Origin of the sequence: Enterobacter sp. DSM 30060 (assembly GCF_013375955.1) — a bacterium.
Classification (GTDB): domain Bacteria; phylum Pseudomonadota; class Gammaproteobacteria; order Enterobacterales; family Enterobacteriaceae; genus Enterobacter; species Enterobacter intestinihominis.
Window position 1 is genome coordinate 803,799 of sequence record NZ_CP056118.1, and the last position, 24,551, is coordinate 828,349.

General features: G+C 54.3%; 25 protein-coding genes, 1 tRNA gene and 1 pseudogene. 10 read left to right on the forward strand and 17 right to left on the reverse strand.

All coding sequences use genetic code 11. The annotated features are described in order from the left end of the window. Window positions 1–29: 29 nt before the first annotated feature. From HWQ15_RS03765 to HWQ15_RS03790, 6 genes and pseudogenes are all read right to left on the reverse strand, one after another. Window positions 30–659 carry a winged helix-turn-helix transcriptional regulator gene (locus HWQ15_RS03765; protein WP_022649277.1) on the reverse strand — a complete coding sequence of 210 codons (630 nt, stop codon included), beginning with the start codon at window positions 657–659 and terminating at the stop codon, window positions 30–32. 63 nt (window positions 660–722) lie between these two features. Continuing rightward, window positions 723–1,898: an OmpP1/FadL family transporter gene (locus HWQ15_RS03770; RefSeq protein ID WP_023298534.1), complete on the reverse strand. Its 1,176-nt coding sequence runs from the start codon at window positions 1,896–1,898 to the stop codon at window positions 723–725. 519 nt (window positions 1,899–2,417) lie between these two features. After that, window positions 2,418–3,573: pseudogene (locus HWQ15_RS03775) on the reverse strand (IS3 family transposase). Between the two features lie 77 nt (window positions 3,574–3,650). Continuing rightward, window positions 3,651–4,076, reverse strand: coding sequence for a hypothetical protein (locus HWQ15_RS03780; protein ID WP_045308812.1), 426 nt, complete (start codon window positions 4,074–4,076; stop codon window positions 3,651–3,653). A gap of 2 nt (window positions 4,077–4,078) precedes the next feature. Then, window positions 4,079–4,777, reverse strand: a complete 699-nt coding sequence (locus HWQ15_RS03785) for a hypothetical protein (RefSeq protein WP_046618721.1) — start codon at window positions 4,775–4,777, stop codon at window positions 4,079–4,081. 113 nt (window positions 4,778–4,890) lie between these two features. Beyond that, window positions 4,891–5,256, reverse strand: coding sequence for a recombinase family protein (locus HWQ15_RS03790; protein ID WP_223861998.1), 366 nt, complete (start codon window positions 5,254–5,256; stop codon window positions 4,891–4,893). A 240-nt stretch (window positions 5,257–5,496) separates the two neighbouring features. Here HWQ15_RS03790 and HWQ15_RS03795 point away from each other — a divergent pair, with 240 nt between their 5' ends. Further along, the gene (locus HWQ15_RS03795) at window positions 5,497–6,303 is read left to right on the forward strand and encodes a DUF4225 domain-containing protein (protein ID WP_063148675.1); all 807 of its coding nucleotides are present in this window, start codon (window positions 5,497–5,499) and stop codon (window positions 6,301–6,303) included. On the opposite strand, the gene HWQ15_RS03800 is transcribed toward HWQ15_RS03795, so the two are convergent. The 3 genes from HWQ15_RS03800 to actS all read right to left on the reverse strand — a co-directional run bounded on the left by HWQ15_RS03800 (window position 6,300) and on the right by actS (window position 7,782). Further along, window positions 6,300–6,614 carry a hypothetical protein gene (locus HWQ15_RS03800; protein ID WP_045308808.1) on the reverse strand — a complete coding sequence of 105 codons (315 nt, stop codon included), beginning with the start codon at window positions 6,612–6,614 and terminating at the stop codon, window positions 6,300–6,302. The two genes, HWQ15_RS03795 and HWQ15_RS03800, sit on opposite strands and share 4 nt — an antisense overlap. A 273-nt stretch (window positions 6,615–6,887) precedes the next feature. After that, window positions 6,888–6,961: transfer RNA gene (locus tag HWQ15_RS03805), tRNA-Gly, on the reverse strand. Window positions 6,962–7,041: 80 nt separating this feature from the next. Beyond that, the gene (gene actS / locus HWQ15_RS03810; protein ID WP_048965622.1) at window positions 7,042–7,782 is read right to left on the reverse strand and encodes an amidase activator ActS; all 741 of its coding nucleotides are present in this window, start codon (window positions 7,780–7,782) and stop codon (window positions 7,042–7,044) included. A 163-nt stretch (window positions 7,783–7,945) separates the two neighbouring features. Here actS and idi point away from each other — a divergent pair, with 163 nt between their 5' ends. Then, complete coding sequence (gene idi / locus HWQ15_RS03815) at window positions 7,946–8,488, forward strand: isopentenyl-diphosphate Delta-isomerase (RefSeq protein WP_063137625.1); 543 nt, start codon at window positions 7,946–7,948, stop codon at window positions 8,486–8,488. 48 nt (window positions 8,489–8,536) lie between these two features. On the opposite strand, the gene lysS is transcribed toward idi, so the two are convergent. The 5 genes from lysS to xerD all read right to left on the reverse strand — a co-directional run bounded on the left by lysS (window position 8,537) and on the right by xerD (window position 14,630). Continuing rightward, window positions 8,537–10,054 carry a lysine--tRNA ligase gene (gene lysS, locus HWQ15_RS03820; protein ID WP_022649302.1) on the reverse strand — a complete coding sequence of 506 codons (1,518 nt, stop codon included), beginning with the start codon at window positions 10,052–10,054 and terminating at the stop codon, window positions 8,537–8,539. Between the two features lie 9 nt (window positions 10,055–10,063). Continuing rightward, window positions 10,064–11,162, reverse strand: a protein-coding gene (gene prfB, locus HWQ15_RS03825) for a peptide chain release factor 2 (RefSeq protein WP_096147815.1) whose coding sequence is annotated in 2 segments (ribosomal slippage) — window positions 10,064–11,086 and window positions 11,088–11,162 — 1,098 coding nt in all. Because the reading frame shifts where the segments join, the coding sequence is not laid out codon by codon here. Window positions 11,163–11,252: 90 nt separating this feature from the next. Continuing rightward, a complete protein-coding gene (gene recJ / locus HWQ15_RS03830; protein WP_063148682.1) occupies window positions 11,253–12,986 on the reverse strand; it encodes a single-stranded-DNA-specific exonuclease RecJ in 1,734 nt (577 codons plus the stop codon). A 5-nt stretch (window positions 12,987–12,991) separates the two neighbouring features. Continuing rightward, window positions 12,992–13,705 (reverse strand): bifunctional protein-disulfide isomerase/oxidoreductase DsbC, encoded by a 714-nt coding sequence (gene dsbC / locus HWQ15_RS03835; protein WP_022649304.1) that lies wholly within the window; start codon window positions 13,703–13,705, stop codon window positions 12,992–12,994. Between the two features lie 28 nt (window positions 13,706–13,733). Next, entirely contained in the window at window positions 13,734–14,630 is an 897-nt protein-coding gene (xerD, locus tag HWQ15_RS03840) for a site-specific tyrosine recombinase XerD (protein ID WP_003863442.1), read from the reverse strand. A 101-nt stretch (window positions 14,631–14,731) separates the two neighbouring features. Between xerD and fldB the strand changes: the two genes are divergently transcribed. Then, window positions 14,732–15,253 (forward strand): flavodoxin FldB, encoded by a 522-nt coding sequence (fldB, locus tag HWQ15_RS03845; RefSeq protein ID WP_015571793.1) that lies wholly within the window; start codon window positions 14,732–14,734, stop codon window positions 15,251–15,253. A 1-nt stretch (window position 15,254) separates the two neighbouring features. Here the strand turns inward: fldB and HWQ15_RS03850 are convergent, their stop codons facing one another. Both HWQ15_RS03850 and sdhE read right to left on the reverse strand, forming a co-directional pair. After that, window positions 15,255–15,665, reverse strand: coding sequence for a protein YgfX (locus tag HWQ15_RS03850; protein ID WP_022649305.1), 411 nt, complete (start codon window positions 15,663–15,665; stop codon window positions 15,255–15,257). Then, a complete protein-coding gene (sdhE, locus tag HWQ15_RS03855) occupies window positions 15,646–15,912 on the reverse strand; it encodes an FAD assembly factor SdhE (protein WP_003863437.1) in 267 nt (88 codons plus the stop codon). The genes HWQ15_RS03850 and sdhE overlap by 20 nt, the downstream gene beginning before the upstream one ends. Before the next feature lie 294 nt (window positions 15,913–16,206). On the opposite strand from sdhE, the gene ygfZ reads away from it, so the two are divergent. Continuing rightward, the gene (gene ygfZ, locus HWQ15_RS03860; RefSeq protein ID WP_032626101.1) at window positions 16,207–17,187 is read left to right on the forward strand and encodes a tRNA-modifying protein YgfZ; all 981 of its coding nucleotides are present in this window, start codon (window positions 16,207–16,209) and stop codon (window positions 17,185–17,187) included. Between the two features lie 520 nt (window positions 17,188–17,707). On the opposite strand, the gene HWQ15_RS03865 is transcribed toward ygfZ, so the two are convergent. Beyond that, on the reverse strand, window positions 17,708–18,367 hold the full coding sequence (locus HWQ15_RS03865; protein WP_022649307.1) for a hemolysin III family protein: 660 nt from the start codon (window positions 18,365–18,367) through the stop codon (window positions 17,708–17,710). Window positions 18,368–18,633: 266 nt separating this feature from the next. Here HWQ15_RS03865 and HWQ15_RS03870 point away from each other — a divergent pair, with 266 nt between their 5' ends. The 6 genes from HWQ15_RS03870 to HWQ15_RS03895 all read left to right on the forward strand — a co-directional run bounded on the left by HWQ15_RS03870 (window position 18,634) and on the right by HWQ15_RS03895 (window position 24,551). Further along, a complete protein-coding gene (locus tag HWQ15_RS03870; protein WP_022649308.1) occupies window positions 18,634–19,365 on the forward strand; it encodes a MurR/RpiR family transcriptional regulator in 732 nt (243 codons plus the stop codon). A gap of 116 nt (window positions 19,366–19,481) precedes the next feature. After that, window positions 19,482–20,915 (forward strand): 6-phospho-beta-glucosidase BglA, encoded by a 1,434-nt coding sequence (bglA, locus tag HWQ15_RS03875; protein ID WP_022649309.1) that lies wholly within the window; start codon window positions 19,482–19,484, stop codon window positions 20,913–20,915. A 124-nt stretch (window positions 20,916–21,039) separates the two neighbouring features. Then, window positions 21,040–21,399: a hypothetical protein gene (locus tag HWQ15_RS03880; RefSeq protein WP_022649310.1), complete on the forward strand. Its 360-nt coding sequence runs from the start codon at window positions 21,040–21,042 to the stop codon at window positions 21,397–21,399. 48 nt (window positions 21,400–21,447) lie between these two features. Next, window positions 21,448–23,457 carry a protein-disulfide reductase DsbD gene (locus tag HWQ15_RS03885; protein WP_063148683.1) on the forward strand — a complete coding sequence of 670 codons (2,010 nt, stop codon included), beginning with the start codon at window positions 21,448–21,450 and terminating at the stop codon, window positions 23,455–23,457. Window position 23,458: 1 nt separating this feature from the next. Next, a complete protein-coding gene (locus HWQ15_RS03890; protein ID WP_038416687.1) occupies window positions 23,459–24,061 on the forward strand; it encodes a DsbA family protein in 603 nt (200 codons plus the stop codon). Further along, the gene (locus HWQ15_RS03895; protein WP_063148684.1) at window positions 24,051–24,551 is read left to right on the forward strand and encodes a protein disulfide oxidoreductase; all 501 of its coding nucleotides are present in this window, start codon (window positions 24,051–24,053) and stop codon (window positions 24,549–24,551) included. The genes HWQ15_RS03890 and HWQ15_RS03895 overlap by 11 nt, the downstream gene beginning before the upstream one ends.

A 24,551-nucleotide genomic window follows, 5' to 3' on the forward strand; every position in this document is an offset into this window, starting at 1 on the left:
TTCCATTTCTGTTTAATTTTAAACTTCCCCTAGAATGATTCAGGTAAGTGTCTGACTTCAAGCAAATACCCACCGCGCTTAAAGGAGATATATTCCCCCTGTTTAAGGGCGGATAATACATTGAGTATACTACTGCGAGAAAGCAGCGTACGATCCTGAATATATTCCAGTATCGTGGTACGCAAACGCGTCTCCTCCGGGAGCAAAATCATTTCCTGAAGGTGGTTACGAATAACGGAATAGGTACGCTGCTGGAGTACCTGCGCATCACGGAATATCAAATAGGCCGTATGGTATGAGAGCAGCGCTGCGACATCCTCCCAGACGCCCTCGGCACGGAATAACTCGGCCGCCTTGTCCGCATCGAGACGTAAAATGGTCGACTCCCTTTCCGCACGGAGAAAATGGCCTTGCGTAGGCTGGATCATCTCAGCAATACCAAACAAATGCGGCTCGTAAACGGTCACGACCACCAGTCCATCCGATGTCCGCAGCAGGGACAGCTCCCCTTCCAGAAAGAGGTACATCTGCTGTTTCCCCTTCCGTAACCAGGTGAGTCGCTTACGTGGAACAACGTGCACTTTCTCCGCTATCGGCTCAAGGATAGCGGTCAGTCGTTCGATGGATTTTTCGGGTCGAACAGGCGGTAAAATATGCATGGTACAACCTTCTGACATTCAGTATCTGCCATTATAGACCATATATTTTAAGCGGTTAGGCGATCAAAACTGATAGCTGTAGTTGACGCTGGCAAACCAAAGATAAGGATGGTCGTAACTTCCGGCAAACGCCACCGGCGATTTCACATGCGACGACTGCATATGAAGATACGACACGGCAATACCAATATTGCTGGCCGGGGTGATTTGATACTGGGCTCCCGTACCAAATCGCCACTCATCGCCGGTAGGTAAGGTTAAGGCCACATCGCTCTGGCTTTCATACGGCGAGCTGTCGAACGCCACACCGGCATTCAGTCGCCACTGAGGCGTTGGACGATACTGCACGCCCACCGCACCGTGCCACGTGTCCTTCAGGCGGCTGACGTTGTTAAGCTGCTGGTCCCCGACGACGATTTGCGGCGCGCCGAACTGGCTCCAGTCCTGCCAGCCGAGATCGCCCATAACCGACCACTGCGGGTTAATGTCATGCACAAGGCTGAGCATAATTTGCTGCGGCGCGCTGATTTGTGCTGACACCGGCAGGTCGTAGGTACCGTTCTGTAGACGCGCGTTGCCGTCAATATTGAAGCTGTAGTCCGTTTCGCTGTTCCAGGTAATACCAGCTCGGGTCTGGTCAGTTAGCTGCATCAGCAGCCCAAGCCGATAGCTCATGGCCAGGTCTTCATCGCGTCGCCGGTAGTCATCATCGTTAACGCTGCGAGTCAGCGAGAAGTAACCGTAGTTAACGTTGGCGGACGCGCCAATCGAAAGACGGTCGTTAAGCTTATAGGCCAGCGAGGGGCTGAGCGTCATGGCTACCATGGTACTCTTTTTAATCAGCCTGTCGCCCGCCCAGCTGCCGTAGTCGATCCCCAGGCCGTAATTACCGTAAAGCCCGACCCCGGCATAAAGATTATCGGTCACCTTCTGGCTATAAAAGGCGCTGGCATTCGGGATGGTTTTCATCACATCGCCGGGGCTTTGATGGGCATCGTTATCCAGCTGGTTGTCGATGGAGCCATCCATAACCTGTAACCCACCGGTGACCATATGATCCGGTAAGCGCGTCATGCCAGCCGGGTTGGTCATAATTGTAGAGGCATCCTGCGCACGAGCCGCCTGCCCTGCTCCGGCAAGCGCGGTATCTTCGGTGCCAGCTTCATAAAAATAGAGGGCGCTGGCATGGGCACTGGAGGCAGCTAATAAGCCAGCGCACAGGAGGAGTCGTGTTTTCATCTGCGATCCGGGAAATAAAAAATTTGCCGACAGATATAACAGGGGCGATTGATTACGTAAAAAGAAAGAGGGTTTAATTTTAAATTATGCGCGCGCGTAATTATATTTATGACACTCCAGCGACAGCCGGAACAAAGGCACCGTGATTCTGCATGCACCAGGAGAGGAATTTCTTACAATGCCGTTTGTACTCGTTCGGCTTAAGACAAGCGTTACTCACTACTGGGATCGCCCTTATCCTCTCGCATGGATTCGATAAACTCCCGTTGCTCCGGTGTGAGTTCAAGCTCATCCAGCAGGCGATCTAACTCTTCTTCAGGCGATTCCTTTTGATTCTTTCTCTTCCCGCTAGCCATACTCACCCTTGAGTTATTAGGATTAATCTCAGGGTATCCAGGGTACAGGAAATGTGCAACTTAACGTGTTACGTTGAAAACCAGAAGCAGCAGATAGCCGATGCTGGTTATAGCGTTATTCGCTGGTTCAGCGATGAAGCAGTGAGCGGTGCAGTTGTAGTGGTCAACAAAAACTGGCCACAGTGTTAGAGTTTTTCCAGTATCGGTTTTCCGATTCGTTTGGTGGTAACCCACCATTATATTCGTGCGGTCTGAGCACGAATATCCAACGATATAGTCCGTTATTGCGTGAGCTGTATCGCTGAAGCTTACGTAACCCGTCACCGGCACCCATTCGTTCTTCAGACTCCTGAAGAAGCGCTCCATTGGACTGTTATCCCAGCAGTTTCCACACCGGCTCATACTCTGCTTAATCTGATATCGCCACAGTAACTGCCGGAACTGCCTGCTCGTATAATGACTACCCAGGTCACTGTGGAACCTCACCCCGACGGGCTTACCGCGCGTTTCCCATGCCATTTCCAGCGCTTTTATGGTGAGTCTGCTGTCCGGTGAGAACGACATTGCCCAGCCCATTGGTTTTCTTGCAAACATGTCGAGTACAACGGCGAGGTACGCCCAGCGTTTACCTGTCCAGATATAGGCCACATCACCGCACCACACCTGGTTGGGCTCCGTTACGGCGAACTGTCGCTCAAGATGATTCGGGATAGCAACGTGCTCATGACCGCCACGCTTATACTGGTGAGTCGGTTGCTGGCAACTGACCAGCCCCAGCTCTTTCATTAGCCTGCCAGCGCCCCATCTGGTAGCCTCTCTGGGTTGCCATTGTGGCGATGCTTCTTGTTCCGGCCGAACCACGGCTAATGCCATGCAGCTCAAGTACCTGACTTCGTAATACAGCTCGTCTGCCGTCAGGCTTTTCAGGACGGTTTTTCCAGTATTTATAGCTGCTGCGATGAACCCCGAACACCTGGCAGAGAGTGACCACAGGATAACGCGTCCTGAGTATCCCGATTATCGAGAACTGTTCAGGGAGTCTGACATCAAGAGCGCGGTAGCCTTTTTAGAATTTCGTTTTCCATTTCAATACGTTGTAGCTTTTTCTCAAGCTCACGTATTTCGATTTATTCCGGCGTTATCGGGGAGGCTTTTGGCGTTTTGCCCTGATGCTCATCACGCAGTTGTTTGAACCATTTTGTCATCGTGGAAAGACCAACATCCATTGCCCTGGCAGCGTCAGAGATGGTGTAATTTTGGTCGACAACCAGCTGAGCGGATTCGCGTTTGAATTCAGGACTAAAATTTCTTCTTTTCATTAAAGCACCTGTGTTGTTCTGAGGTGAGCATATCACCTCAGTTCAGGTGGCCAAATTCAGTGTGCCACTACGGACATTCAGTTATTCAGTTCCTTAGTTAGTTCTGCTTCGCCAGTAGCAGCATCAAAGCGCAGGTAAAAGAGAGCACTATTCATCTGCTCTGGCTTCGTCCATATTTCCGCCTCCCTCGAACCGCCTTTCTGTTTGGTATAGCCCAGCTTAGACAAATAAGCCCTCATCGGCTCGACGTTAGATACTCCCCTAAAAATGATTGTGTTTGAGGGGGCGTATCCATCTCCGGGATGTGATTCAAAGTAATAATTATTCGATATACGCGGAGCCTTCTCAATATCTTTATCAGTCAGGGAGTGATAATTGAAAAAATCATTTTCAGTGTATGTGGTAGCTTCATTGATACCGGATGCAACAAGATAGACAAATAGCCAGCATAGGATAACACCCGTAATTAATATCAGGATGCTCCATTTAAAGAATTTACGCATTATCACTTCACCCCTGTGTACCCAAGTGACGTCCCATTGTCTGTAATAACTTTGACATTACCAGAGCTGAAATCGTCCCACGGCTTCAGCCATGTCATAAAATGCGGGAGGTTCACCGTGTACGGCTGGTGACGCACACACGGATCTTCCGGGTCAGGGAACAGAATCGGACGGAAACCACGGTTTTTATGGGAACCAATAGCACCGTAATGATCCCAGCGACGAACGGCGGCATCATAACTGACAGGTTTTAGGCGGTATCCGTACCGTCCTGGCATGATAGCTCGATGGAATCCGAACAGATCAGAAACCAAGTCTTCACCACTAAAGCCACTATCAGTGTACCAGGAGAAAGCCCGCAGGCTTTGCAAGCCTTCAAATCGAGCTGCTGTGTTCATCATCATCGCCAGCATGATTCTGTTAATATCTTCGGTACTCCGGCCACGTTTAATCTCCCAGCGAGAGAACTTGCCTACACCGAATTGTGAGTTGAATTTCACAAAGTGCATGTCCTGCCGATACATCACCATGTAGGAAGGTTTGCCGCTAAGCTCCCCCGCGATAAACTGGCTTTTAAGCTCCATGATATCACTACCCCGAGCGTGCCCCATGTCAACCCAGCCAAGCACCTCAGTATAAACGACACCCCTTCGCAAAACGTCAAACTGCGCACCATCCTTTATCTCCGCTCTGGTGCTCATCCTTTCATCTCCTTGAAAGATTTATGTTGCCAATGTTATAGCCTATTTTTAAGCAGAATTGTTCAGGCTTCGGCCTTAATGTTTATGACTGTTCTGGTGCTGACGTTGTGGCTTTATGCGATTGCAGGAATGGTTTTACCTGCTGCGAGTTCTGCTTTAATGGCTTCACGATCAATAGAGCGACCTTTGCCCCGTCCGGTGATCCTGCCTGCGGCTTTTGCTGCTTCGTAACCTTCACGCTGGCGCTCCAGCATCGTTTCACGTTCCATCTGTGCGACTGCTGCCAGTACGGTCAGCATCATATTACCTGCTGGAGAGTTCTTCCCGGTCTTAAAATCCTCTTTGTGGAACTGAACAACTACACCCCGTTCTGTTAACCGCTCAACCATTGCCTGCAAGTCAGCAGTGTTACGGCAAAGGCACAGGAAGACAGCGTTTCGCCTGTTGTAATAAAGCGAGGCAAATTGCAACGCAAGCAAAGTAGTGTAACGCAGTGATAACACCAGGATATTTTATGCAGATTCAGTGAAATTATTAGGCGGCTAATCGATCCACTCAGCGGATCTATAATAGAGCCGGGGATATTTTAAGCAGGAGGATGTAAACTGGGAGGATAAAGAGACGGGACACCTACGGGGGCGGGTTGTGTAAGTATTTCCTGTTGTCTTCGACCTTATTGCACGTAAAATGACCAGACACATTTTGGAAAGGAGTCTTTAATGGATATTGCGTTGCTTAACAGGGGCTGGAACAGAACATGGTCAGATACCATGGTAAATCTGGAAGCCCGGAAACTCGTCGAAACTGCAAATCGGCTATCAGCATTCTATTTGCAAGATGGGATAACACGTATCAAGTTTGTCGAAGAGATAAAACAGGTTGTAGATAAAGAATTTGAAACTGCACGACGGGCCAAAACCGATGAAGAATGCATTGCATGCATCAAAAATCTGCGTGCTGAAACAGATAATCTACAAGAACAAGAGCGCCTGTTAAGAACCAGAGCCGCACAGCTTTACGCGAAGGTCGAATTTGTTAAGGAAAATAATAAAATCGTCGGCTACATAATTTCAGCTATTCACATTGTGGTTTCTGGAATGGCAATTGCTGGCGGTGCGTTGATGGTCGCTACGATGACACCTTTAGGTATGCTGGCAGGGGCTATCCTTGTAACAGATGGCATTAACGGTCTGGCAAAAGAAATTATTCCTGGTATATATGGAAAACAATATAAAACAGAGGGGCTTGTGGCTGATGGCACTTTGGAAGCGGCCCAGTTTATGGGTTTCAAGCCTGAAACAGGACTTGCGATTTATAACGCTATTACGTTAACTGCAAGTGTATATAGCATCTTTGGATTAGCCAGAAGACCCGAGGCATGGAGGCTATTTAAATGGATGCCCCGTGATTTCTATCGCAGGGTCGATACGATGAGCCGTCCAAAATTAATAATGAAAATAGTAGGTTATGGACTTAAGGCCAAAGTAATATTTGACCTGCTTGCTACTGACACATCGAACCATTAGTCTCTGAATTTTCTCCAGAACCGCCAGGATTTATAAGAAAGGACTGGCGGCTGAATAAATGCAACGATGACTATTGCGATCAGAATTGATATCCCACCACCCACGACGGTTTCTTTCGCAGAAAACAATACTAAAATGATAAAAACCATCAGACATGCCGATGTTATCCATAAAACAACCCTGAATCGATTAGCCAGATCCTGAATCGCTTCCCCCAAGGTTCCGCCATAGCTTTCAACGTTGTTTTTTATCTTCTGCAAATCCGATGGTGTAAACCCTGAACGTAACAAAGCCTCGTCAGTCACTTTCATATCGTCTCGTCCCTAATCTTCCAGAAGTGTTTTCCCAATCGCTGATTGTGCAAGCAATCATACTGATGAACTTTACAGCAATCCACATGATGTTTAAGCAATGTATCAGATTTCAGACAATAGAAGCCATAAAGCCCCGTTGGTGATACAGCAACAAGTGGAGCCGTTAGGCGACAGGTACGGGTATAGAACAGTGGGTAGTTTTAGTTGTACCTGCTAAAGCAGAGCAACGTAACTAACTGATAAATATAACTTCTTGATTTATGAGGAGACTGGAGCGGGCGAAGGGAATCGAACCCTCGTATAGAGCTTGGGAAGCTCTCGTTCTACCATTGAACTACGCCCGCTTTGAGGTGCGTAAGGCATTATAGACCTTACGCCTCTTCATACAAGCCTTTACCCCACTAAGTGGCGATTAAATAATCACTTAGCACTTCGGTTTACTGCCCTGCACCGGAAGATAACGCTGCGGATCGATGGCCGTGGCCTTATAGCGGATCTGGAAATGCAGCTTCACCGTATCCGTCCCGGTACTGCCCATGGTCGCAATCTTCTGCCCCGCCTTCACGTTCTGGCCATTATTCACCAACATCGTGTCGTTATGCGCATATGCCGTAATGTAGTCCTCACCATGCTTAATCATGATCAGGTTACCGTATCCACGAAGCTGGTTACCGACATAGACCACCTTCCCGGCCCCTGAAGCGTAAACCGGCGTGCCGCGTGCGGCAGCGATATCAATTCCTTTATTGCCCCCTTCCGAGAGCGAGTACGGCGCAACCACTTTTCCGCTTGCAGGCCAGATCCAGCAGCGCTGACCGACCGGCGGCCAGGATGATTTAGGCACCTGATAGGATGGCGTCACTTTGGCTGTTTTACGCGTTGAGGACTTATTCCCTGAGGAGGAACCGCCGTTAACCTTGAGCTTTTGCCCTATCTCAATGGTATAGGGTGGAGAAATATTATTCAGGCGCGCCAGCTCCTTCACGCTGGTCCCCGTGGCACGTGAGATGCGGTAGAGCGTGTCCCCGCGCTTAACGGTATAGACGGCACCGGAATAACTGCCCATATCCGAAGATTTACTCCCCGAGCATCCTGCTACAAGTAGCGTCAGCGTCAGGCAGAAAACGGCAATGATCGGGTTTCTCGTCAGGCTTCCTGCAAACAAAACTGCTCCTCGGTCAGCGTGAATGGCGCACTATGATAGCAGCCCAAACTGATGCGGGTCATGCCCTTTTCCGCTCTGTGGGCCAAACCGTTCGCATAAGAATGCAGTATAATAATTCCGCTGATGGTGCTGAACCATTAAGCATTATGGCACTGGAGCATCAATGAGTATTCAAGAACACGTTATTTTGGTAAATGACCAGGGAAAGGTGATTGGCACTCAGGAGAAGTACGCCGCGCACACGTCACACACCCCGCTTCACCTGGCCTTCTCTTCATGGCTGTTTAACGCTAAGGGAGAATGTCTGATTACCCGGCGCGCCTTAAGTAAAAAAGCCTGGCCCGGCGTGTGGACCAACTCCGTTTGCGGACATCCACAGGCCGACGAAGCGACAGAGCAGGCGATTATCCGCCGCTGCCGCTTTGAAGTCGGCGCCGAAATCATAGACATCACTCCCGTTGCCCCGGAGTTCCGCTACCGTGAAGCCGACCCTTCAGGGATCGTTGAAAACGAAATCTGCCCGGTCTATGCCGCACGCGTAACGAATACCCTCGCAATCAATAGCGACGAAGTGATGGAGTATCAGTGGGTGGAGCTGGACGCGCTCTTCCGCGCGCTGGACGCCACACCGTGGGCATTTAGTCCGTGGATGGTGCAGGAAGCGAACACTGCGCGCGAAAAACTCAGCGCTTTTGCGGCGCAATAAAAAAGCCCCGGCGATGAACGCACGGGGCTTTTTTTACGACTTAACGGCTTATTTCACCGGACGCATCGCCGGGAACAGGATCACGTCGCGGATGGTGTGGCTGTTGGTAAACAGCATCACCATACGGTCGATACCAATACCCAGGCCAGCCGTCGGCGGCAGGCCGTGTTCCAGCGCGGTTACGTAGTCTTCGTCGAAGAACATCGCTTCGTCGTCGCCTGCCGCTTTCGCGTTAACCTGATCCTGGAAACGCTGCGCCTGATCTTCTGCATCGTTCAGCTCGCTAAAACCGTTACCGATTTCGCGGCCACCGATGAAGAATTCGAAGCGGTCAGTGATTTCCGGGTTCTCGTCATTACGACGCGCCAGCGGAGACACTTCCGCCGGGTATTCGGTGATGAAGGTCGGCTGAATCAGGTGCGCTTCGGCCACTTCTTCGAAGATCTCGGTCACGATACGGCCCAGACCCCAGCTCTTCTCAACCTTAATACCGATGCTTTCAGCGATCGCTTTCGCAGAGTCGAAGTTATCCAGATCCGCCATATTGGTTTCCGGACGGTATTTCTTGATCGCTTCGCGCATGGTCAGTTTTTCGAACGGCTTGCCGAAGTCGAACACTTCTTCACCGTAAGGGACCTGCGTGGTGCCCAGAATATCCTGCGCCAGGGTACGGAACAGGGATTCGGTCAGCTCGATCAGATCTTTGTAATCCGCATACGCCATATAAAGTTCCATCATGGTGAACTCTGGGTTATGACGTACGGAGATGCCTTCGTTACGGAAGTTACGGTTGATCTCGAACACGCGGTCGAAACCACCGACCACCAGACGCTTCAGGTACAGTTCCGGCGCGATACGCAGGTACATGTCCAGGTCCAGGGCGTTGTGATGGGTGATGAACGGACGGGCAGAGGCACCGCCTGGGATCACCTGCATCATCGGGGTTTCTACTTCCATAAAGTCGCGGTTAACCATGAACTGGCGAATACCGGCCATGATCTGGGAGCGAATTTTGAAGGTCTTACGGGATTCATCATTAGAGATGAGATCCAGGTAGCGCTGACGATAGCGCGCTTCCTGATCCTGCAAACCGTGGAACTTGTCCGGCAGCGGGCGCAGGGCTTTGGTCAGCAGACGCAGTTCGGTACAGTGGATAGACAGTTCACCGGTCTTGGTTTTGAACAGTTTACCTTTTGCGCCCAGGATGTCGCCCAGGTCCCACTTCTTGAACTGCTCGTTGTAGATGCCTTCCGGCAGGTCGTCACGAGAGACATACAGCTGAATGCGGCCGCCAACGTCCTGTAAGGTCACGAAGGAGGCTTTACCCATGATACGACGGGTCATCATGCGGCCCGCCACGGACACTTCAACGTTCAGCGCTTCAAGCTCTTCGTTCTCTTTACCGTCGAAGTCTGCGTGCAGTTGGTCTGAGGTGTGGTCACGACGAAAATCGTTCGGGAACGGCACGCCCTGCTCGCGCAGCGCTGCCAGCTTCTCGCGGCGGGTTTTCAGTTCGTTATTAAGATCGACTACCGCGTCAGCGCCCTGTGATTGTTGTTCAGACATGTTGGTTCCTCATAACCCTGCTTTCAAACTTGCTTCGATAAATTGATCCAGGCTGCCGTCCAGCACCGCCTGCGTGTTACGGGTTTCAACCCCGGTACGCAGGTCTTTGATGCGGGAGTCATCAAGGACGTAAGAACGGATCTGGCTGCCCCAGCCGATGTCGGACTTGTTGTCTTCCATCGCCTGCTTCTCAGCATTTTTCTTCTGCATCTCCAGCTCATAAAGCTTCGCTTTCATCTGCTTCATGGCCTGGTCTTTGTTCTTATGCTGGGAACGGTCGTTCTGGCACTGTGTTACCAGCCCGGTTGGAATGTGGGTAATACGCACCGCAGATTCCGTACGGTTAACGTGCTGACCGCCCGCGCCGGATGCGCGGTAAACGTCAATACGCAGGTCCGCCGGGTTGATGTCGATATCGATATCTTCATCCACTTCCGGGTAGACAAACGCGGAGCTGAAGGAGGTGTGGCGACGGCCACCGGAATCGAACGGGCTCTTACGCACCAGGCGGTGAACGCCGGTTTCAGTACGCAGCCAACCGTAGGCGTAATCGCCAATAATCTTAATGGTGACGGACTTGATACCCGCCACTTCACCTTCGGACTCTTCGATAATCTCGGTTTTGAAACCGCGCGCTTCAGCCCAGCGCAGGTACATGCGCATCAGCATGCTGGCCCAGTCCTGCGCTTCGGTACCGCCAGAGCCTGCCTGAATATCGAGATAGCAGTCAGCGCTGTCGTATTCGCCGGAGAACATGCGACGGAATTCCAGCTGCGCCAGCTTCTCTTCCAGCACGTCGAGCTCTGCCACGGCTTCGTTAAAGGTTTCTTCGTCGTCGGCTTCGACAGCCAGCTCCAGCAGCCCAGAAACATCTTCCAGACCCTGCGCCATTTGATCCAGCGTATCTACGATGGCTTCGAGGGAGGAACGTTCTTTACCCAGCGCCTGCGCGCGTTCAGGTTCGTTCCAGACGTCCGGCTGTTCCAGCTCGGCGTTTACTTCTTCGAGACGCTCTTTCTTGGCATCGTAGTCAAAGATACCCCCTAAGAACGTCAGAGCGCTCCGTGAGGTCCTGAATGCGGTTTTTTACCGGATTAATTTCAAACATGGTCTGTTTTCTTTTATGAGCTTGTCAAAATGCGGTGATAAGAGCGGGATTGTACCGAATCCACGCCCTTTTTTATAGAGATTACTGACGCTAAATTGGCCAGATATTGTCGATGATGATCTGAAGGGTGCGGTTACCGCGGAACTCGTTAATATCCAGCTTATAGGCCAGCTCAGCCTCGCGCACGCCGTTGTCCGGCCAGATGGAGGTATCAACGTTAAAGGCGATGCCGTCGAGCAGCGGCCCGCCGCCGACCGGTTCCACCATCACTTTGAGATGGCGTTCGCCCACGATGCGCTGTTGCAGCAAACGAAAACGTCCGTCGAAAAGCGGCTCCGGGAACATCTGCCCCCACGGGCCGGCATCGCGCAGCATCTGCGCCACCTCCATGGTCATTTCAGCCGGAGAAAGCTCGCCGTCAGAAACCACTTCACCCTGCAACAGAGACGGATCGATCCACTCGGTGACCAGTTCGCCAAACAGACGCTGGAACTCCTCGAACTTCGCCTCTTCCAGCGACAGGCCTGCCGCCATCGCGTGACCGCCGAACTTAATCATCAGGTTCGGATGAAGCGTGTCGAGACGCTCCAGCGCATCGCGCATATGCAGCCCCTGAATGGAACGACCGGAGCCTTTCAGCGTGCCGTCCCCGGCGGGGGCGAACGCGATCACCGGGCGGTGGAAACGCTCTTTAATACGCGACGCCAGAATGCCCACCACGCCCTGGTGCCATTCGGGGTGATACATCGCCAGCCCGCCCGGCAGGGTGTCACCGCTGCGCTCCAGCTTTTCGCACAGGGTCAGCGCTTCGGCCTGCATCCCCTGCTCAATCTCTTTACGGGTCTGGTTGAGTGCGTCCAGCTCACTGGCCAGCACGCGCGCTTCGCCGATGTTGTCGCACAGGAGCAGCGCAACGCCAACCGACATATCGTCCAGCCGCCCCGCCGCGTTCAGGCGCGGGCCGAGGGCAAAACCCAAATCGCTTGCCGCAAGCTTCAGCGGATCGCGGTTGGCAATTTCCAGCAGCGCCTTGATCCCCGGACGGCATTTGCCCGCCCGAATGCGGCTCAAGCCCTGCCAGGTGAGAATACGGTTATTGGTATCGAGCGGCACCACGTCCGCCACGGTTCCCAGCGCCACCAGATCGAGATACTCCGCAAGATTCGGCACGGCAATCCCGCGCGATTCGAACCAGCCCTTATCACGCAGCAACGTGCGTAACGCCAGCATCAGATAAAACGCCACCCCTACTCCGGCCAGCGATTTCGACGGGAAATCGCAGTCGCGCAGGTTCGGGTTAATGATGGCTTCGGCGTCTGGCAGGGTTTCTCCTGGCAGGTGGTGATCGGTGACCAGTACCGGGATCCCCAGCGCATGGGCATGATCGACCCCCGCATGAGAAGAGATCCCGTTATCCACGGTCATGATCATCTGTGCACCACGGGCATGGGCCTGATCGACCACTTCCGGGCTGAGGCCGTAGCCGTCTTCAAACCGGTTCGGCACCAGGTAAGCCACGTTATCGCAGCCCAGCGCACGCAGGCTGAGTACGCTCAGCGCGGTACTGGTTGCGCCGTCGGCATCGAAATCGCCCACCACGACAATCCGCGTCCCGTCACGGAACGCGTCGTAGAGCATTTCAGTCGCTTTTTCGATGCCACTCAGCGCTTGCCAGGGCAGCATGCCTTTAACGCTGCGCTCAAGATCGCTTGCCGTACGCACGCCACGGCTGGCGTACAACCGCTTTAACAGCAGCGGAAGCGTATCTGGTAAATCCGCGGTTTCAACCGCATCGCGGCGGCGCAGTTTTATCGGGGCTTTCACGCGAATTATTTACCACCCGTCTGTTTCTGGTGTTCGTCGAGGAACGCTTTCATCTCTTTTGGACCCTGGTAGCCCGGCACCACATAGCCGTTGCTCAGCACAATGGCTGGCGTACCGCTCACGCCAAACTGTACGCCCAGCGCGTAGTGGTTAGCGATGTCGATATCGCAGGAGGCGGGCTTCACGCCTTTGCCGTTCATCGCGTCATCAAAGGCCTTGTTGCGGTCTTTCGCACACCAGATCGCTTTCATATCCTGCTCAGGCTGACTCTGCACGCCAGCGCGTGGGAAGGCCAGGTAACGCACGGTAATGCCCAGCGCGTTGTAGTCTTTCATCTCTTCATGCAGCTTGTGGCAGTAGCCGCAGGTGATGTCGGTGAAGACGGTAATGACGTGCTTTTCCTGCGCCGCTTTGTAGACAATCATCTCTTTTTCGAGCGCATTCAGGTTTTTCATCAGTAGCTGGTTGGTGACGTTCACCGGCTGCGCACCGCTCACGTCGTACATTGGCCCCTGAATGATGTGCTTTCCGTCTTCGGTCACGTACAGCACGCCGCTGTTGGTCAGCACCGTTTTCATGCCAGCCACCGGCGCTGGTTGGATCTCGCTGCTGGCGACGCCGAGTTTCGTCAGAGACTGTTTAATGGCGGCATCATCCGCATGGGCAAAACCGGAAACCGAAGCTGCCAGCAGGGTGAACAGCGCTAAAGACTTTTTCATATATGATCCTGTAACAATTCGTCGGCACTCACGCGCGAGGGTGGTGCTGTTGGTGTAGCTGCCGCAGGCGTTCCGTCGCGACATGGGTGTATATTTGCGTCGTTGAAAGATCGCTGTGTCCAAGCAACATCTGCACCACGCGTAAATCCGCGCCGTGGTTTAACAGATGCGTCGCGAAGGCGTGACGCAAAACGTGCGGCGACAGCTTCTCACTGTCAATACCCGCCAGTGTGGCGTAATGTTTAATGCGATGCCAGAACGTTTGTCGCGTCATCTGCTGCGCGCGCTGGCTCGGGAATAATACATCTATGGAGACGCCGTTCAGCAGCCACGGACGCCCGTGTTCCAGATACGTCTCCAGCCAGTAGACCGCCTCTTCACCCAGCGGCACCAGCCGTTCTTTGTTCCCTTTACCGATAACGCGCACCACGCCCTGACGCAGGCTGATATCGCTCATCGTCAGGCCCACCAGTTCAGAAACGCGCAAGCCCGTGGCATACAATAGTTCAAGCATGGCTTTATCGCGTAACTCCAGCGGAAGGTCAACTGCGGGCGACTGTAATAATCTCTCAACTTGCGCTTCGCTGAGATCTTTTGGCAGCCGCTGAGGCAGTTTAGGCGATGCCAGCAGTGCGCTCGGATCATCCGCGCGGATCTTCTCGCGGTAAAGGTGCTGGAACAGGCGGCGCATGGCGCTCAGCAGACGTGCGGAGCTGGTGGCTTTGTACCCCCCTTCCATCCGCTCAGCCAGTAACCCTTGCAGGTCATCGCTTTGCGCGCTTTCAAGCGTCAGCCCACGATGTGCCAGCCACTCGACCAGCAGCGTGAGATCCCGACGATAGGCGCTGAGCGTATTTTCAGCGAGGTTTTTCTCCAGCCACAGCGCGTCGAGAAACTGTTCGATGAGTGCGAGATCCTTTTCCACATCAGCCCCTTTGGTTCTGCAATCTGGCCATTATGCCTGATTGCCATCGGTTTCTGGTACACTACGCGCAAAGTCATAGCAAGAATTGAGATAGTTACGCGATGAATATTGGTCTGTTCTATGGTTCCAGCACCTGCTACACCGAAATGGCGGCGGAGAAAATTCGTGACATCATTGGCCCGGAACTGGTGACGCTGCATAACCTGAAAGATGACGCGGTTGCCTTGATGGAGCAGTACGATGTGCTCATTCTGGGTATCCCTACCTGGGACTTTGGTGAGATTCAGGAAGACTGGGAAGCCATCTGGGATCAGCTCGATTCAGTCAATTTTGAAGGCAAAATCATTGCGATGTACGGCATGGGCGACCAGCTGGGCTACGGGGAGTGGTTCCTTGACGCACTCGGCATGCTGCACGACAAACTGGCGCCAAAGGGCGCGACCTTTATCGGCTACTGGCCTACGGAAGGCTATGAGTTCACCAGTCAAAAACCGATAATTGCCGACGGTCAGCTGTTTGTCGGGCTCGCGCTGGATGAAACCAACCAGTACGATCTTAGCGACGAGCGCCTCCAGAGCTGGTGCGAGCAGATTCTGGGTGAGATGGCCGAGCAGTTCAGCTGATTTACTCCTGCGTCGGCTGTTGCACGATCAACCGGCGCAGATCTCGCCACTCCGCAGGATCCATACTGTCAGCTGCCAGCCACAGGTGCTGGCGACGATTGTCCTCGACCCGACGCAGCCGTAGCATCATCCCGGTGTTGAGCATCCACGGCGTCCCTATCATTTCCCACTCTTTTCCCTGCCAGCGCAGGCGAGAATCCATCAGCAGCTTAATTTCACCCTGACGGGCGTTGATTCGACGCTGGCTGCGCACGCTGTCAAACACTACAAACGACAGCAAAAGCAGCCACAGAGGGGTATAGCTTAGCGGCCACGGCACCAATAACACCATTGCCGCGACCAGACCGTGGAGCAGTAAGGACATCCACTGTGAGCGCCACGAGACGCGAAGATCAGATTGCCACAGGACCACGTTCCTGATTCCGTGTTTGAATTAATTGCACCATCCGTTGCAACTCGGTGTCGGCGGGCTTGCCGTGATTCATCAGCCAGTTGAATAAATCCGGATCGTCGGACTCAAGCAGACGGACAAACAGGCGCTTATCGTCATCGCTTAAGCTGTCGTACTCATACTCGAAGAAAGGCATGATGGAGATATCAAGTTCACGCATGCCGCGACGGCACGCCCAGTGAATACGGGCCTTGTTGTTAATATCCATGTTCTGTTTCCTGCATTACGTTTGGCACAGTCGGTATCCCGTTCGGTATTCATTATTGCTCTCCGGGAACACCTGCTAGTGTAACGTGTTTTTGACCGTTTCTTTACTGGAATATTGCGAACCTCGAGCAGGCTTCCTGAATAATCCTTATAAAGACAGCGGATTACACTATTTTGCGTAGCGCCACGCATAACCGCGTAATGGCACGAATGGCCTGCTGAAAGCGCTTGCATTGAATACAGTCTCTTTTACCATTAGGTATTATCAAAGCGTTAAGCAATTCAGGACATCACTATGGCATTTACACCATTTTCTCCTCGCCAGCCCGCCGCCTCTGCGCGTCTGCCGCTGACGCTGATTACTCTTGATGACTGGGCACTGGCGACACTGACCGGTGCAGACAGCGAAAAATACCTGCAAGGCCAGGTCACGGCGGACGTGGCGCAGTTGACTGAGCACCAGCATCTGCTGGCCGCGCATTGCGATCCAAAAGGCAAAATGTGGAGCAACCTGCGTCTGTTCCGCCGTCAGGACGGATTCGCCTTCATTGAGCGTCGCAGCCTGCGTGACGCCCAGCTTAAAGAGCTGAAAAAATACGCGGTCTTTTCTAAAGTCACCATCGCCCCGGACGATGAACACGTTCTGCTGGGGGTAGCGGGTTTCCAGGCGCGTGCAGCACTGAAAAACCTGTTTGCCGAGCTACCGGATGCCGGAAAACAGCTGATCAGCGAGGGAGAAACCTCCATTCTGTGGTTCGAACACCCTGCGGAGCGCTTCCTGCTGGTAACCGACGAAGCAACGGCGGAACGCGTCACTGACGCCCTGCGCGGTGAAGCACAGCTCAACAACAGCCAGCAGTGGCTGGCGCTGAACATCGAAGCGGGCCTGCCGGTGATTGACGCGGCAAACAGCGCGCAGTTTATCCCGCAGGCGACAAACATCCAGGCGCTGGGTGGTATCAGCTTTAAGAAGGGCTGCTACACCGGACAGGAAATGGTGGCGCGTGCGAAATTCCGCGGCGCGAACAAACGTGCCCTGTGGACGCTGGCTGGTCACGCCAGCCGTGTGCCGGAAGCGGGTGAAGATCTCGAGATGAAGATGGGCGAAAACTGGCGCCGTACCGGCACCGTGTTAGCCGCCGTCCAGCTCGATGATGGCCGCCTGCTGGTGCAGGTTGTCATGAATAATGATATGGAGCCCGACAGCGTGTTCCGCGTGCGGGACGATGCAAACACGCTCAGCATTGAGCCGCTGCCGTATTCACTGGAAGATTGATGCTGTATCGCCCGGTGTTGATATTCTCCCTCTCCCTGTGGGCTGAGGGATCCCCAGTAATTTGAAAGCAAAAGCGATAACGTTGCCTCAGAATAACTGAGGGCTTTCAGCGATGCCTCGGTCCGGCTGTAAATCGCTGAGGCGTTTCCTGTAGGCCGGGGCGAGGCGCAGGGATGCGCCGAGAGGGCGGGCTTTACAGGGATGTTACCTCCGCCCGTCCCCGATAAGCCGGAAGGAATAAGCCGAAGGCACCGCGAAGCGGCGATTTTCCGCCGGAAGCCCGGGTCGCCAGGGTGGTGGCGACTGAGCCACCCTGGCACGTTCACCGGTCATGTCGTGACAGAGTAGCAAGGAACATAAAGTGAACGGAATGACCACCACCGCCGTATGTTCCCCTCACCCTAACCCTCTCCCCGGAGGGGCGAGGGGATTGCTCAGTGCTCGCATTAATTTGTGGGGAACCCTCAGCCCTGTGGGAGAGGGTCGGGGTGAGGGCATCAGACCGCACCTTACAAAAAAACTACACCTGACCAACATACAGATAAATTGCCAGAAAGTGGCACACGCTGCCGCCCAGCACAAAGCCGTGCCAGATGGCATGGTTGTACGGGATACGCTTGCAGACGTAGAAAATCACGCCCAGCGAGTAGATCACTCCGCCCACCGCCAGAAGCGTCACGCCTCCCACCGCCAGCTTAATGGCTAACTGATACACCACAATCAGCGACAGCCAGCCCATTGTCAGATAGGTGACCAGCGACAACACTTTGAACCGGTGCGCGATGGTCAGCTTGAACAGGATCCCCAGCAGCGCCAGGCTCCAGATCACAATCATCAGGCCACGCGACAGCGGTGAGTTGAGCCCCACCAGCAAAAATGGCGTGTAGGTGCCTGCAATGAGAAGATAGATTGCGCAGTGGTCAAATTTCTTGAGCCATATCTTCGCCCGTTGATGCGGAATAGCGTGATACAGCGTTGAGGCAAGGAAAAGCAGGATCATACTCCCGCCATACAGGCTGTAGCTGGTAATGGCCATCGCGCTGGCGTTGGTATCTACCGCCTGCACCAACAGCAATACTAAGCCGACAATCCCAAACACCAGGCCGATGCCATGGCTTATACTGTTGGCTACTTCCTCAGCCAGCGAATATCCCTGTGCGATTAATGGTCTGCTCACCATACTTAACTCCGGGAAAACAAAAGATGATTATTCATCGCCAGTCTATGCTAACTGAGAATGATTCCAGTGAACACCTGTTAGCTAAAATAAATCCCCAATAAGAATTTATCTTTATAAATCAAACAAATACAAACCAAACCCACCGCACAGATGTAAATAATTTCATTAACACCTGAGTAATCAAGGAGATAAATCCGTCTCTCACCCTTCGTCATCATGGTATGCTTCAGGGATAGTGTCCGACAGCGAGTTTAGCCATTGTGAGTATGTTCAGCCATTCCGCCATTGCCAGCCTCAACAATCTGGAAATGATGGTCTACAACTATGTCATTAAGAACCGTGACAAAGTGATGTACATGACCATCCGCGAGCTGGCGGATGCGGCGGGAGTCTCTACCACTACTATCCTGCGCTTCTGCCGAAAGCTCAACTGCGAAGGCTACTCGGAATTTCGGGTGCGCTTTAAACTCTATCTGGAGCAGAACGAGCCGCAGCAGGCGAATTTTGGTGCCAGTGAAATTATCAGCTTCTTTAAAAGCGTAAATAACGAAGAGTTCGATGCGTTATTAGATAAAGCCGTCGATATTATTTTATCATCTGAACGAATTATTTTTGTTGGCGCAGGCACGTCCGGATCGCTGGCAAAATATGGCGCACGTTTCTTTTCAAATATCGGGAAATTCAGCAACCATATCGACGATCCTTATTTCCCGGTCACTAACGATATGGCTAAAAATGCACTGGCCATTGTACTTTCCGTCTCCGGAGAAACCGAGGAAATCCTGCGCTTCGCCAGCCAGTTCAGCCTGCATCGCTGCAAGGTGCTCTCTGTCACCAGCCACGAACATTCTCGTCTCGCGAAACTGGCGGACTTTAATCTCTCCTGGCATGTCCCCCAAACGCGCATAGGCGGCGTTTACGATATAACCACCCAAATCCCCGTCATCTATATTCTGGAATCATTAGGCCGGAAACTGGCGAAGAAATTAACAGAATAAAACATCCTGTTTTTTTGATGTGACAAATTACAATTTCCGCAAAATGTTATATCGTGACATTTATTTCCGCTTTGCTAGACTCGAAATCAATAAGTCCTAAATTGAGAATAGCAAAGATGAAAAAACTCACTTTACCGAAAGATTTTTTATGGGGCGGCGCGGTGGCGGCGCACCAGGTTGAAGGCGGCTGGAACAAAGGCGGCAAAGGGCCAAGCATTTGCGACGTGCTCACCGGCGGCGCACACGGCGTTCCGCGTGAAATCACGCAGGAAGTGATTGAAGGCAAATATTACCCGAACCACGAAGCCGTCGACTTTTACGGCCATTACAAAGAAGACATCAAGCTGTTTGCCGAGATGGGCTTCAAATGTTTCCGTACCTCTATCGCCTGGACGCGCATCTTCCCGAAAGGCGACGAAACTCAGCCAAACGAAGAGGGGCTGAAGTTTTACGACGACATGTTCGATGAACTGCTGAAGTACAACATCGAGCCGGTGATCACCCTCTCCCACTTTGAAATGCCGCTGCACCTCGTTCAGGAATACGGCGGATGGACCAACCGTAAAGTAGTCGATTTCTTTGTACGCTTCTCGGAAGTGGTATTTGAGCGCTACAAAAATAAGGTCAAATACTGGATGACCTTCAACGAAATCAACAACCAGCGCAACTGGCGTGCGCCGCTGTTCGGCTACTGCTGCTCTGGCGTGGTCTATACCGAGCACGACAACCCGGAAGAGACCATGTACCAGGTGCTGCACCACCAGTTCGTGGCCAGCGCGTTGGCGGTGAAAGCCGCCCGCCGCATTAACCCGGAGATGAAAGTCGGCTGCATGCTGGCGATGGTGGCGCTCTATCCGTACTCCTGCAAGCCAGAAGATGTGATGTTCGCTCAGGAATCCATGCGCGAGCGCTACGTCTTTACCGACGTACAGCTGCGCGGCTACTACCCGTCTTACGTGCTGAACGAGTGGGAACGCCGTGGCTTCTCCATCAAAATGGAAGCAGGCGACGAGCAGATCCTGCGTGAAGGCACCTGCGATTACTTAGGTTTCAGCTACTACATGACCAACGCGGTCAAAGCGGAAGGCGGCACCGGTGATGCCATTTCCGGCTTCGAGGGCAGCGTGCCGAACCCACACGTCAAGGCGTCCGACTGGGGCTGGCAGATTGACCCTGTGGGCCTGCGTTATTCACTGTGTGAACTGTACGAGCGCTACCAGAAGCCGCTGTTTATCGTGGAAAATGGTTTCGGCGCCTACGACAAGGTGGAAGAGGACGGCAGCATCAACGATGACTACCGCATCGACTACCTGCGCGCCCATGTGGAAGAGATGATGAAGGCGGTGACCTGGGACGGTGTGGATCTGATGGGCTACACCCCGTGGGGCTGCATCGACTGCGTCTCCTTCACCACCGGCCAGTACAGCAAGCGCTACGGCTTTATCTACGTCAACAAGCACGACGACGGCACCGGTGACATGTCCCGCTCCCGTAAGAAGAGCTTTGAGTGGTATAAAACCGTCATTGCCAGCAACGGCGAAACGCTGTAATGGCTTGCCCTCTCTGCAAGCGGAGAGGGCAAACTGCTTATCTTCCAGACACTTCTTTACAGCTTTTGCGTTGCCAAAATATGTTCGCCCGATAATATAGGCATCCTGAATATTTGAGGCGAACATGATTAAGCGACAACGCAACGCTATCCTGCTTGTAGCCCTGGCCTGCCTGGTGGTACTGATATGTACCGCCCAGCGGATGGCCGGGATGCACGCGCTTGTCATGAACGTCACCGCCACGAGCCAGTCTGTTCAGCAGGGGCAGGAGAGTGCCGACGCACCGGTAACCCCGTGTGAGCTAAGCGCCAAGTCGCTGATGTCGGTCCCGCCTGTTTTGTTTGAAGGCGCCCTGATTGCCGTCACCCTGCTGCTTGCGTTGCTGGCAGCCAGTCCACCGCGCCGCGAACGGCAGTGGCCTCCCCGCGTTATCTCCCCGCCCCGGTTAAGGGTGCATCTGCGATTATGCGTCTTCCGTGAATGAGCCTTCGCCTGTTACTTCAGGTTAATTCATCATTTACGGAGAAAATTTATGTTTACTGTATTCAGGCGACTGCTGGTCTGCCTGCTTTGGCTATGGCTGCCCCTCAGCCAGGCTGCCGACAGCGGCTGGCTGCGCGCCGCCGATAATCAGCACGCCAGCGTCAGGCTGCGTGCGCAACCTGAAAGCACTGGCGAAACCCGCCTGCTGCTGGACGTCGCCCTGCAAAAAGGCTGGAAAACCTACTGGCGCTCGCCGGGCGAAGGCGGCGTCGCACCCGCGATTAAATGGCATCAGCCCGTCGAGGCGATCTGGCGCTGGCCTGTGCCGCAGCGTTTCGACGTCGCGGGCATCACCACGCAGGGCTATCACGGCGATGTCAGCTTTCCCCTCACTCTGCGGGGCGACGTCCCGACGATCCTGAACGGCGTGCTGACGCTCTCCACCTGTAGCAACGTCTGTATTCTTACCGACTACCCGTTTTCACTGAACATGACCGCATCCGCAGGTGCCGGTTTTGATTACGATTTCAGTCGGGCCATGGGCACCCTTCCGCTCAGCGGCGGGTTGACCTCAACGCTTAACGCCACCTATGCCCCCGGCAAGCTGACCGTAACGGCGCAGCGTGACGCAGGCTGGCAGGAGCCGTCGCTGTTTATCGACGGTATGGATGATGTTGATTTCGGCAAACCGGCCCTCACCATGCGCGGTGATTCGCTGGTTGCCACCGTGCCCGTGACGGACAGCTGGGGCGAGGCCGCGCCCAACCTCAGCGGCAAAACCCTGTCACTGGTTCTGGCCGATAGCGGGCAGGCGCAGGAGTCCAGCCTGAGCATTCAGCCGGGGAACGCCGCGCCGACGCTCCCGTTAGGCTGGGTGCTGCTGATGGCGCTTGCTGGCGGTCTGATCCTTAACGTCATGCCCTGCGTACTGCCCGTGCTGGCCATGAAGCTGGGCACGCTGATGCAAACCGAACGGCAGGCGCGCGGTCAGGTACGCCGACAGTTTCTTGCATCGGTAGCCGGGATCGTGATCTCGTTCCTCGCACTGGCGCTGATGATGACGGTATTACGTTTAGGCAATCAGGCGCTCGGCTGGGGGATCCAGTTCCAGAACCCGTGGTTTATTGCCGCGATGGCGCTGGTAATGGTGCTCTTCAGCGCCAGCCTGCTGGGGTTGTTTGAAATCCGTCTCCCTTCCGGCGCCAGCACCTTCCTCGCCACGCGCGGCGGCAACGGGCTTGCGGGTCATTTCTGGCAAGGCGCGTTTGCCACGCTGCTGGCGACACCCTGCACCGCGCCGTTCCTGGGGACGGCGGCCTCGGTCGCGCTGGCGGCACCGCTTCCCCTGCTGTGGGGGATCTTCCTGGCGATGGGTATCGGCATGAGCCTGCCGTGGCTGCTGGTGGCGGCCTGGCCGGGGCTGGCCCAGCGGTTGCCGCGTCCGGGGCGCTGGATGAACGTTGTACGCGTAGTGCTGGGGATGATGATGCTCGGCTCATCGCTGTGGCTGCTGAGCCTGCTGACGGTGCACATTGGCAGCCTGCCGGTCATTACGCTGGGCGTGCTACTGATCCTTGCGCTGCTGCTGGTCACCGCCTGGCGCTACCGCTGGCAAACGGCACTGCGCGCCGGGGTATTAGCTGTACTGGTGGCCGGGGTAGTCGCGTTTGTTTCCGGCTCCGGCGGCGAGGGCTCCCGCCGCGATCGTATTCACTGGCAGCCGCTCAGCGAGCAGGCCATTGTCCGCGCGCTGGCGGAGAACAAACGGGTGTTCGTCGACGTGACCGCCGACTGGTGCGTGACCTGTAAAGCCAATAAATACAACGTGCTGCTGCGCGACGACGTGCAGGATGCGCTCTCCGCCCCGGACGTTGTCGCCCTGCGCGGCGACTGGAGTCGTCCCTCAGATACCATCAGCCAGTTTTTAACCACGCGCGGCAGCGCCGCCGTGCCGTTTAACCAGATCTACGGACCGGGATTATCTCAGGGCCACGTGCTGCCTGCGTTGTTAAGCCGCGAAGCGGTGCTGAGCACCCTATCCGATGCAAAAGGAAAATAACATGAGAACCTTCGTTGCCTTACTTCTGCTGTCGTTATCAACGTTCGGTTTCGCCGCACCGTCAGATGACGCTTCCAACGACCAGCTGGCAAAACTGCTGTTTAACGACCCCAACAGCCCGCGAACCGGCGCGACATCGCCGAAGCTCACCATCGTCTCCTTCACGGACTACAACTGCCCGTATTGCAAGCAGTTCGACCCAATGCTGGAGAAAATCGTGCAGGAAAATCCCGACGTGCAGCTCATCATCAAACTGCTGCCGTTCAAGGGGCAAAGCTCGGTAAATGCCGCGAAAGCGGCGCTCTCAACGTGGCAGCAGGCGCCGGATCAATTCTGGGCACTACACCAGCGGCTGATGATGAAAAAGGGCTATCACGATGACGCCAGCATCGCCGCCGCGCAGGTGAAGACCGGGACGGACAGCATTAAAACCGATGATAAAACCATGGACAGCGTAAAGATGAACCTGATCCTGGCGCAGGTGCTGAATATTCAGGGCACCCCGGCGACCATCATCGGTGACCAGATGGTGGCGGGCGCAATCCCGTATGACGATCTGGAGGGGTTGGTCAAAGAACAGCTGGCAAACGCCCGTGGCAAGTAAGCTTCCGCGCCTGCTGCGCGAGCTGGCCGTGTGGCTGCTGATTGGCGTAGCCGTGAGCCTGGCGGTGGACTATTTCCGCCAGCCCGCGCTGCCGCAGAATTTCTCCGCGACGGCACTGCACACCCTCGACGGTCAGCCCGTCGATCTTATCGCCATGAGTAAGGAGCGACCGCTGCTGGTCTACGTCTGGGCGACATGGTGCGGCGTCTGCCGCTACACCACGCCGTCGGTGGCGGCGATTGCCGCGGACGGGGGTAACGTGATGTCGGTTGCGCTGCGCTCGGGCGATAACGCGACGCTCGAAACATGGATGAGAAAGAAGAAGGCGATGATGCCCACGGTCAACGACGCCAGCGGAGAACTGGCGCGTCAGTGGGACGTTCAGGTGACGCCAACGCTTGTGGTGATCTCTCACGGTGAAGTGAAGTCGATCACCACCGGCTGGACCAGCGGCTGGGGAATGCGCCTGCGCCTGTGGCTGGCGACGTAA